Origin of the sequence: Kitasatospora sp. NPDC058162, from assembly GCF_042884005.1 — a bacterium.
Lineage (GTDB): Bacteria > Actinomycetota > Actinomycetes > Streptomycetales > Streptomycetaceae > Kitasatospora.
Genome location: NZ_JBHVUS010000009.1, coordinates 302,326 through 311,699, shown reverse-complemented (window position 1 = coordinate 311,699; position 9,374 = coordinate 302,326). Strand labels below are relative to the sequence as shown.

Here is a 9,374-nt window from a genome sequence, read left to right as displayed (position 1 = left end):
CGCTGTTGAGTTCTCAAGGAACGGACGCTTCCTTCGGACCGCCTTCCAGCGGGCCCTCCGGGCGCTTCGTTCTTTCGTGTTTCCAGCTTATCAGATGTTTTCCGCTCCGTTTTCCGGAACTTCGTCATCCAACTCGCTGGCGTCTTCTGCGGCTTGACGCCCCGTCCGACGTTTCAAACTCTAGCCGATCCCCGCTCCGAAAAGCGAATCCAGCCGCAATCCGATAAAAAGCGCACGCCGAATAAGCACCGAGCCGAAACGCGAAAAAGCGAAACGGCCGGTACGGACCGGAAGTGGTGTTTCAAGGGATTGGCTACCGCGGGACCGTCCGCGCAAACGCGTGTCCGGTGCTCCCAGCCAGGCAGCTCGAAGAACTGTACGCGCATCTGCGTCCGGATGCAAACGACCTGCAAAAGGGGCCGGCCGGGCCCCGAGGAGAGGGGTCCGGCCGGCCTGGCGCGGGGGCGTCGAGCGCCCGGGGGGTCTCAGCTGTTGGTGGGGAAGCCGAGGTTGATGCCGCCGTGCGACGGGTCCAGCCAGCGCTGGGTCACGGCCTTGCCCCGGGTGAAGAACTGGACGCCGTCCGGGCCGTAGGCGTGGGCGTCGCCGAACAGCGAGGCCTTCCAGCCGCCGAAGGAGTAGTAGGCGACCGGCACCGGGATCGGCACGTTGATGCCGACCATGCCGACCTCCACCTCGAACTGGAAGCGCCGGGCCGCGCCGCCGTCGTTGGTGAAGAGCGCGGTTCCGTTGCCGTACGGGTTGGCGTTGATGAGCGCCAGGCCCTCGTCGTAGGAGGCGACGCGCACGACGGAGAGGACCGGGCCGAAGATCTCGTCGTTGTAGACGGACATGCCGGGCTTCACGTGGTCGAACAGCGTGGGGCCGAGCCAGAAGCCGTCGGCGGTCGGGGTGCCGTCCTTGTCCTCGGCGGTGACGGGGTGCTTGCGGCCGTCCACGGCGAGCTCGGCACCGTCGGCGACGCCGGACTCCACGTAGGAGGTGACCTTGTCACGGTGCTGGCCGGTGACCAGCGGGCCCATCTCGGAGTCGCCGTTGCAGCCGGGGCCGACCTTCAGGGTGGCGATCCGCTGCTTGATCTTGTCGACCAGCTCGTCACCGATCGGGTCGACGGCGACCAGCACGGAGACCGCCATGCAGCGCTCGCCCGCCGCACCGAAGCCGGCGTTGACGGCGGCGTCGGCGGCGAGGTCGAGGTCGGCGTCGGGCAGCACCAGCATGTGGTTCTTGGCGCCGCCGAGGGCCTGCACGCGCTTGCCGTAGCGGGTGCCGGTCTCGTAGACGTAGCGGGCGATCGGGGTGGAGCCGACGAAGCTGACGGACTTGACGTCGGGGTGCTCCAGCAGGCGGTCGACGGCCACCTTGTCGCCGTGCACGACGTTGAAGACGCCGTCCGGCAGCCCCGCCTCCTTCCAGAGCCCGGCCAGGAAGTTGGCCGCGGACGGGTCCTTCTCGGAGGGCTTCACCACGACGGTGTTGCCGGCCGCGATGGCGATCGGGAAGAACCACATCGGCACCATGGCCGGGAAGTTGAACGGCGAGATGATCGCGACCGGGCCGAGCGGCTGGCGGATCGAGTAGACGTCGATGCCGGTGGAGGCCTGCTCGGTGAAGCCGCCCTTGATCAGCTGGGGGATGCCGCAGGCGTACTCGACGACCTCCAGGCCGCGGGCGATCTCGCCGAGCGCGTCCGAGTGCACCTTGCCGTGCTCGGCCACGATGATCTCGGCCAGCTCGTCCCGGCGGGCGTTCAGCAGCTCGCGGAAGGCGAAGAGCACCGTGCTGCGCCTGGCCACCGAGGCGGTGCGCCACTCGGCGAAGGCCGAGGCGGCGGCGGCCACGGCCTGGTCGACCTCGGCGATGCCGGCGAAGTCGACCTGGCCGGCGACCTGGCCGGTGGCCGGGTCGAAGATGTCACCGCGGCGGGGCGCCGCACCGGCGGTGGCGACCGACTGGCCGCCGATCCAGTGAGTGATGTGCTTGCTCAAGTCCGTCTGCCTCCGAAGTCCCGGGCGGCGTCCTGCCACCGGTCCGGTCTGGCGCCGCCCGCGAGAGGGTCGGGCGACGGAATTCACGGGGCTACCGCGCTCGTCTCCCAGTCTGGGGGCCGCCGGAGCACGGCTCAACGAACAGGCTGACGGGGATCGCGGATTCAGCCTTACAGGTCGTCCGGTCACTGGGCCGAACGTGTGAAACTGCGGCTGCGGGGGCCTCAGGACTCCTCGTCCTCCAGGTACGGGTCGTGCAGCCCGTCGGCGGCCTCCCGGGTCTCCAGCAGGTCCAGTCGGAGGTCCTGTGCCCAGGCCAGCGCCCACCGCTTGAGCCCGTCCACTGCCCCGGCCTCGACCCCCCGGGCGCGGAACCGGCCGTCCGCCGCCTCGGCCAGCGTCTCCAGCCGGTCGGCGAGCGCGCCCGGCTGGAAGTCCGGGTCCAACTCGCTGGCCAGGGCGAGCAGTTCGCCCTCCCGGTAGTTGCGGGTGAGGGCGTGCACGTCGATCAGGTCGCGCGGCATGCCCCGGTCGACCAGCAGCGCGGTGGTGAGCGCCGCCGCGTCCTCCAGGGCCACCACCGGCAGCACCAGCGGGGGCTCGCCCGGCTCCCGAAGGCCTGAGTCCGCCTCCGCCGACGCCGCCTCTGGCTCCGCTGCGTCCGCCTCCGCCTCCGGGACGCCGAAGTCCAGCCGGACCGGCCGGTGGCCGAGCGGTTCCTTCCGCAGCTCCACCGAGTGCGTCCGCCCGCCCAGCGCCAGCCGTACGGTCAGCTGCTCCAGCCGCGGCGTGCCGGGCCGCTCGGCGACCCCGCCGCCGGCGGCTCGGTACGCCTCGGTCAGTGCTGCGGCCACCTCCGGCAGGTCGGCCCCGCCGGTGACCAGGGTGAGGCCGTCCTGCGGGCAGGCCCGGACGCCGTGGGCGCGCAGCGCGTGCCCACCGGCCAGCGCCAGCCCGTACCGGGTACAGACGGGCCCGGCCAGGGCGGCCAGGCGCAGCTGGGCCGGGCCCGGCCGGAGGGAGGCGTCGACGGCGTGCGGGGCGGTGGTCACGCCTCCAGTCTGGCCCGCGCGCCCGCCCCGCGCGCTGCCGCCGGGAACCGGGCGCGTCCGCCGCGAACGGACACGACCGTGCTACCGGCCGCCCAGCCCGGCCGCCGCCTCGTGCAGGGCGAGCTCCAGCAGCACCGGGTCGTTGAGCCGCCCGGAGCCGTCGGGCGGCACCAGCCAGCGCACGCCCCGGCTGCTGCGTCCGGGGTGCGGGACGACGATCCAGGTGCCCTCCCCCGCGCAGCTCACGCCGGTGCCGACCCAGCGGGCCGCGGTGCCGACGGGCACCAGGAAGCTGACGTGCTCCTCGCCGAAGTCGGCGAGGACCGGGCCGCGGGATCCGGCGTCCAGGCCGGCCAGGACGTCCAGGGCCGGGCGCCCGAGCCGCCCGGGGACGGCGAGGACGTCCCAGCGGCGCCCGGCCGGTAGCAGCACCAGTCCCAGCCCGGTGCGTTCCCACTGCTCCCGGAAGTCCTCCGGGTCCGCTGCCACCTGGGCGAGCCAGTGCAGTCCGGTGCTCTCCATGTCGTGTCCCCGCTTCTCGCCGTGTCGTACGGTCGGGCGCGGCGGGAGAACGAGACCCGCCGTCACCGAGGAGAGGCGGACGGCGGGTCCCTCTTACACGGGTCGCGGGACATACCCCACGATCGGCTGCGGTCAGCTGTCGAAGCCGAGCCCCAGCCGGTCGAGGGTGCGCAGCCAGAGGTTGCGGTGGCCGCCGTTGCGGTCGGCGTGCTCCAGCGAGCGGGTGGTGATCTCGATCCCGGCCCAGCGCACCGGTTCGGGCGGGAAGGGCAGCGGCTTGGAGCGCACCATGTCCAGCGAGGTGCGCTCGGTGCGCTCGGTGCGCTCGCCGGCCAGCAGGTCGAGCATCACCTCGGCCCCGAAGCGGGTGGCGCCGACGCCGAGCCCGGTGTAGCCGACCGCGTAGGCGACCTTGCCCCGGTACGCGGTGTCGAAGAAGGCCGAGAAGCGGCTGCAGGTGTCGATGGCACCGCCCCAGGCGTTGGTGAAGCGCAGCCCCTCCAGCTGCGGGAAGCAGCGGAAGAAGTGGTTGGCCAGGGTGCGGAAGGTCTCCGGCCGCTGGTCGTACTCGTGCCGGACGTGGCCGCCGTAGTGGTAGACGGCGTCGTAGCCGCCCCAGAGGATCCGGTTGTCGGCGGACAGCCGGAAGTAGTGGAACTTGTTGGCACTGTCGCCGAGCCCCTGCCGGCCGCGCCAGCCGATCGAGGCGAGCTGCTCGTCGCTGAGCGGCTCGGTCATCAGCGCGTAGTCGTACACCGGGACGACGTACGGACGGACGCGCTTGAGCAGGGACGGGAACACGTTGGTGCCGAGCGCGACCCGGCGGGCGAAGACCCGGCCGTACGGGGTGCGGGCGGCCATGCCGCCGCCGTGCTCGCGCAGCTCGGTGGCCCGGGTGTGCTCGAAGATCCGGACGCCCAGGCCCAGGCAGGCCTCCTTGAGGCCCCAGGCGAGCTTGGCGGGGTGGACCATCGCCACGCCGTCCTTGTCCCAGAGGCCGCCGAGGAAGGTCGGCGAGTTCACCTCGGCGCGCAGCTGGTCGGCGTCCAGGACGGTGAGGTCGAAGCCGTAGCGGGCGACGGCCTCGGCGACCTCGTGCAGCTCCTCGACCTGGTGGGGCTGGGTGGCGACGTCGATCTCGCCGGTGCGCTCCCATTCGGCGTCGATGCCGTAGCGCTTGAGGGTGGCCTCGATGCCGTCCAGGTTGGCGGCGCCGAGGCGTTCCAGCTGGGCGAGTTCGGAGGGCCAGCGTTCCAGGCCGTTGCCGAAGCCGTGGGTGAGGCTGGCCGCGCAGAATCCGCCGTTGCGCCCGGACGCGGCCCACCCGACCTCGTGGCCCTCGACCAGGACGACGTCCAGTGCGGGGTCGCGCTCCTTGGCGATGAGGGCGGTCCACAGGCCGGAGTAGCCGCCGCCGACGACCAGCAGGTCGCAGGTGGTGTCGCCGACCAGGGCGGGCAGCGCCGCCGGCCGGCCCGGGTCCTCCAGCCAGAAGGGGGTGGGCCTGGCGTCACTGAGTGCGCGGGCGGATTCCATGCATTATCAGCCACTTTCTACGGATAGATGACGGTATCTGCCACCGCTGACCGACCGTACGTCAGGCGGTGGCCTTGCGGCGGTTGCCGAGCCACTGGCCGGCCACGGTCAGCGCGACCGCGGCGACGAACATCGCGGTGCCGATGACGTTCACCTGGACCGGGATGCCGCGCTGCGAGGCGCCCCAGACGAACATCGGGAAGGTGACCGTGGTCGGGCCCGAGTTGAACTGGGTGATGATGAAGTCGTCGAAGGAGAGCGCGAAGCTGAGCAGCGCGCCGGCGGCGATGCCGGGGGCGGCCAGCGGGAGGGTGACCCGCAGGAAGGTCTGGGCGGGGGTCGCGTAGAGGTCCTGGGCGGCCTGTTCGAGCCTCGGGTCCATGCTCATCACGCGCGCCTTGACCGCCGTCACCACGAAGCTCAGGCAGAACATGATGTGGGCGATGAGGATGGTGGTGAAGCCGAAGGGGATGCGCATGTTGAGGAACAGCGTCCCCAGCGAGGCGGCCATGACCACCTCGGGCATGGCCATCGGCAGGAAGATCATCGCGGTGGTGGCCGAGCGGCCGCGGAAGCGGTAGCGGGCCAGCGCGAAGGCGACCATGGTGCCGAGCACGGTGGCGCCGATGGTGGCGAGCACCGCGATCTGCAGGCTGAGCGAGAGCGACTGGCACATGTCGGCCACGCCGCAGGGGTTGGTCCAGGCGTCGGTGGAGAACTGGTTCCACTCGTAGTTGAACTTGCCGACCGGCTTGTTGAACGAGAAGGCCAGCACGACCAGGTTGGGCAGCACCAGGTAGGCCAGGGCCAACAGGCCGGCCAGGACCACCAGGTGGGCGCGGACCCACTTCAGGATGCGGGACATCAGACCAGTTCCTCCGTCCCGGCCTTGCGCATGTAGACCGTCACCATGCCCAGGATCAGGGCCATCAGGATGAAGCTCAGCGCGGCCGCCGTGGGGTAGTCGAGCACGTTCAGGAACTGCTTCTGGATGCCGTTGCCGACCATCTGCTCGCTCGGCGAGCCCAGCAGCTGGGCGTTGATGTAGTCGCCGGAGGCGGGGATGAAGGTGAGCAGGGTGCCCGCGACCACGCCCGGCAGCGAGATCGGGAAGGTGACCTTGCGGAAGGTGGTGAACGGCCGGGCGTAGAGGTCGCCGGCCGCCTCGTGCAGCCGGGGGTCGATCCGCTCCAGCGAGGTGTACAGCGGCAGGATCATGAACGGCAGGAAGTTGTAGGTCAGGCCGCAGACCACGGCCAGCGGGGTGGCGAGCACCCGGTCGCCGGAGGTGAGCCCGACCGCGTTGGTGAGGTCCAGGACGTGCAGGGTGTTGAGCGCGCCGACCACCGGGCCGCCGTCGGACAGGATGGTCTTCCAGGCCAGCGTGCGGATCAGGAAGCTGGTGAAGAACGGCGCGATGACCAGGATCAGGATGACGTTGCGCCAGCGCCGGCTCGCCTTGAAGGCGATGGTGTACGCCAGCGGGTAGCCGATGGCCAGGCAGAGCACGGTGGCGATGGCCGCGTAGGAGAACGAGCGGACGAAGTGCCACTTGTACTCGACCAGGGCGTCCCAGTAGGTCGAGAAGTGCCAGGTGACCTTGAAGCCCGCTTCGAGCGAGCCGGTCTGCAGCGAGGTGGACGCCTGGTAGACCATCGGGACGGCGAAGAAGACGACCAGCCAGGCGATGCCGGGCAGCAGCAGCCAGTACGGGGTGAGCTTGCGCTTCGGCTTCTGCACGGGCTCGCCGAGCGGACTGCGGTCCGGAGGCGTGGCCCGGGGGGCCGCCGCCGGGGTGGTGGTGGTCATGCGGCCTCCTCCGCGGTGCCCGCGTCGATCGCCTGCGAGGCGTCCAGGGCGAAGGAGTGGGCCGGGTTCCAGTGCAGCAGCACGGGGGCGCCGGGGACGATCCGGGCGTCGCGCTCCATGTTCTGCTCGAAGACGGTGACCTCCTGGCCGCCGTCGGTGCGCACCACGTACTGGGTGGAGACGCCGATGAAGCTGGAGTCCAGGACGGTGCCGGACAGCCGGTTGCGGCCCTCGGCGACCTCCGCGGCGGCGTGGCTGATGGTGATCTTCTCCGGGCGCACGCCCAGGTGGACCAGCTTGGCCTCGGTGGCGCAGCGCGCCTTCGGCACCGCGAGCCGGCTGCCGCCCACGGTGAGCAGCAGGTCCCCGCCCGCGCCGCCGGTGACCTCGGCCGGCAGCAGGTTGGACTGGCCGAGGAAGTTGGCCACGAAGGTGGTGCCGGGGTTCTCGTACAGGTCGGCGGGCGCGCCCAGCTGCTCGACCCGGCCGCCGTTCATCACCGCGATGGTGTCGGCCATCGTCATGGCCTCCTCCTGGTCGTGGGTGACGTGCACGAAGGTGATGCCGACCTCGGTCTGGATCCGCTTGAGCTCCAGCTGCATCTGGCGGCGCAGCTTGAGGTCGAGGGCGCCGAGCGGCTCGTCCAGCAGCAGCACCTGGGGGTGGTTGATCAGTGCGCGGGCGACGGCGACGCGCTGCTGCTGGCCGCCGGAGAGCTGGTGCGGCTTGCGCCGGGCGTACTGGCCGAGCTCGACCAGTTCCAGCATCTCCTCGACCTGCTTCTTGACGTCCTTCTTGCCGCGCCGGCGCAGCCCGAAGGCGACGTTCTCGAAGATGTCCAGGTGCGGGAAGAGCGCGTAGCTCTGGAAGACGGTGTTGACCGGCCGCTTGTACGGGGGCAGCGCGGTGACGTCCTGGCCGCCGATCAGGACGGTGCCGCTGGTGGGCTCCTCCAGTCCGGCGATCATGCGCAGGGTGGTGGTCTTGCCGCAGCCGGAGGCGCCGAGCAGGGCGAAGAAGGAGCCCTGGGGGACGGTCAGGTCGAGCGGGTGGACGGCGGTGAAGGAGCCGTAGGTCTTGCCGATGCCGGTGAGGCGGACGTCGCCGCCGGCCGCGTCGCGCAGCTGGTCTGTCATGGGGTGTCTTCCTGGGTCTTTCTGCCGGGGGTGGGGGTCAGGCGCCGATGAGCTTGGAGAACTTCTGCTCGAAGTCGCTCTCCTCGCCCTCGGTGAGGGTGCGGAACACGTGCGCCTTGGCCGCCATCTCGGGGGTGGGTACGACCAGCGGGTTGGCCGCGCTGTCCGGGGCGAGGGCGGCGAGCTCGTCCTTCATCCCGGTGACGGCGGAGACGTAGCCGATGCCCGCGACCAGCTGCGCCGCGATCTTCGGCTGATAGTAGAAGTCGATCAGCTTTTCCGCGTTCGCCTTGTGCCGCGCCTTGGCCGGGACCAGCATGTTGTCGGTCGAGGCGAGGTAGCCCTTCTCCGGGATGACGAACTCGATGTCCGGGTTGTCGGCGCGCAGTTGGATCAGGTCGCCGCCCCAGGCGACGCAGGCGGCGATGTCCCCGGAGGACAGCTCCTGGCCGTAGTCGTTGCCGGTGAAGCGGCGGATCTGCTTGTTGTCGACGGCCTTCTGCATCCGGGCGATCGCGGCGTCGTAGTCGTCCGCGGTGAGCTTCGCCGGGTCCTTGCCCAGGTCCAGCAGGACCATCCCGATGCTGTCCCGCATCTCGGAGAGGAAGGTGACCCGGCCCTTGAGCTCCGGGTCGTCCAGCAGCTGGGAGACGCTGGTGACCTCCTTGCCCTTGGTCGCCTTCCGGTTGTACGCGATGACGGTCTGGATGCCGGCCCAGGGGTAGCTGTAGAGCCGGCCCGGATCCCAGTCGGGGGCGCGGAAGCGGGCTTCGACGTTGGTGATCGCGGTGGTGACGTTCGCCGGGTCGAGCTTCTGCGCCCAGCCGAGCCGGATCAGCCGGGCGGCCATCCAGTCGGTGAGCACCACCAGGTCGCGGCCGGTGTCCTGGCCGGCCGCCAGCTGCGGCTTGACCTTGCCGAAGAACTCGACGTTGTCGTTGATGTCCTCGTTGTACTTGACCTTGACGCCGGTGGCCGCGGTGAAGGCGTCCAGGGTGCCGTGCTTCTGCTTGTCCTTCTCGTCGGTGTCCACGTACAGCGGCCAGTTGGAGAAGTCGACCTCCTTCTCGCTCTCCGAGAAGTCCTTGGCGGCGTTGGCGGTCGAGTCCCCGGTCGCCCTGGGGGCGGCGGGGATGCCGCAGGCGGCCAGGGTCCCCGCGCCGGCGGTCAGTGCGGCGGCGCGCAGCAGGGTGCGGCGGCCGACCGCGGCCCGACCGCTGGTCAGGCTGCGTTCCCAGGCCCTGCGGACCGGTTCGGGCAGACCGTCGGTGAGCTCGTTGAACGCCTTGAACGCCATGGAACGGGCCTCC

8 protein-coding genes are annotated in these 9,374 nt (G+C 70.9%); all 8 read right to left on the bottom strand.

From position 1 onward, the window contains the following. Nucleotides 1-485: 485 nt before the first annotated feature. Nucleotides 486-2,009 carry a CoA-acylating methylmalonate-semialdehyde dehydrogenase gene (locus tag ACFVXG_RS20645; protein ID WP_387929409.1) on the bottom strand — a complete coding sequence of 508 codons (1,524 nt, stop codon included), beginning with the start codon at nt 2,007-2,009 and terminating at the stop codon, nt 486-488. Nucleotides 2,010-2,233: 224 nt separating this feature from the next. Further along, on the bottom strand, nt 2,234-3,061 hold the full coding sequence (locus ACFVXG_RS20640) for a nucleotidyl transferase AbiEii/AbiGii toxin family protein (RefSeq protein WP_387929408.1): 828 nt from the start codon (nt 3,059-3,061) through the stop codon (nt 2,234-2,236). 81 nt (nt 3,062-3,142) lie between these two features. Beyond that, complete coding sequence (locus ACFVXG_RS20635; protein WP_387929406.1) at nt 3,143-3,583, bottom strand: hypothetical protein; 441 nt, start codon at nt 3,581-3,583, stop codon at nt 3,143-3,145. Nucleotides 3,584-3,715: 132 nt separating this feature from the next. Then, a complete protein-coding gene (locus ACFVXG_RS20630) occupies nt 3,716-5,119 on the bottom strand; it encodes an NAD(P)/FAD-dependent oxidoreductase (protein WP_387929404.1) in 1,404 nt (467 codons plus the stop codon). A 61-nt stretch (nt 5,120-5,180) separates the two neighbouring features. After that, on the bottom strand, nt 5,181-5,984 hold the full coding sequence (locus ACFVXG_RS20625) for an ABC transporter permease (RefSeq protein WP_387929402.1): 804 nt from the start codon (nt 5,982-5,984) through the stop codon (nt 5,181-5,183). Then, a complete protein-coding gene (locus ACFVXG_RS20620; protein ID WP_387929400.1) occupies nt 5,984-6,928 on the bottom strand; it encodes an ABC transporter permease in 945 nt (314 codons plus the stop codon). The genes ACFVXG_RS20625 and ACFVXG_RS20620 overlap by 1 nt, the downstream gene beginning before the upstream one ends. Then, nucleotides 6,925-8,064 carry an ABC transporter ATP-binding protein gene (locus ACFVXG_RS20615; protein ID WP_387929398.1) on the bottom strand — a complete coding sequence of 380 codons (1,140 nt, stop codon included), beginning with the start codon at nt 8,062-8,064 and terminating at the stop codon, nt 6,925-6,927. Before ACFVXG_RS20615 ends, ACFVXG_RS20620 begins: the two co-directional genes overlap by 4 nt. A gap of 37 nt (nt 8,065-8,101) precedes the next feature. Then, nucleotides 8,102-9,361 carry a spermidine/putrescine ABC transporter substrate-binding protein gene (locus ACFVXG_RS20610; protein ID WP_387929396.1) on the bottom strand — a complete coding sequence of 420 codons (1,260 nt, stop codon included), beginning with the start codon at nt 9,359-9,361 and terminating at the stop codon, nt 8,102-8,104. Nucleotides 9,362-9,374 lie beyond the last annotated feature (13 nt).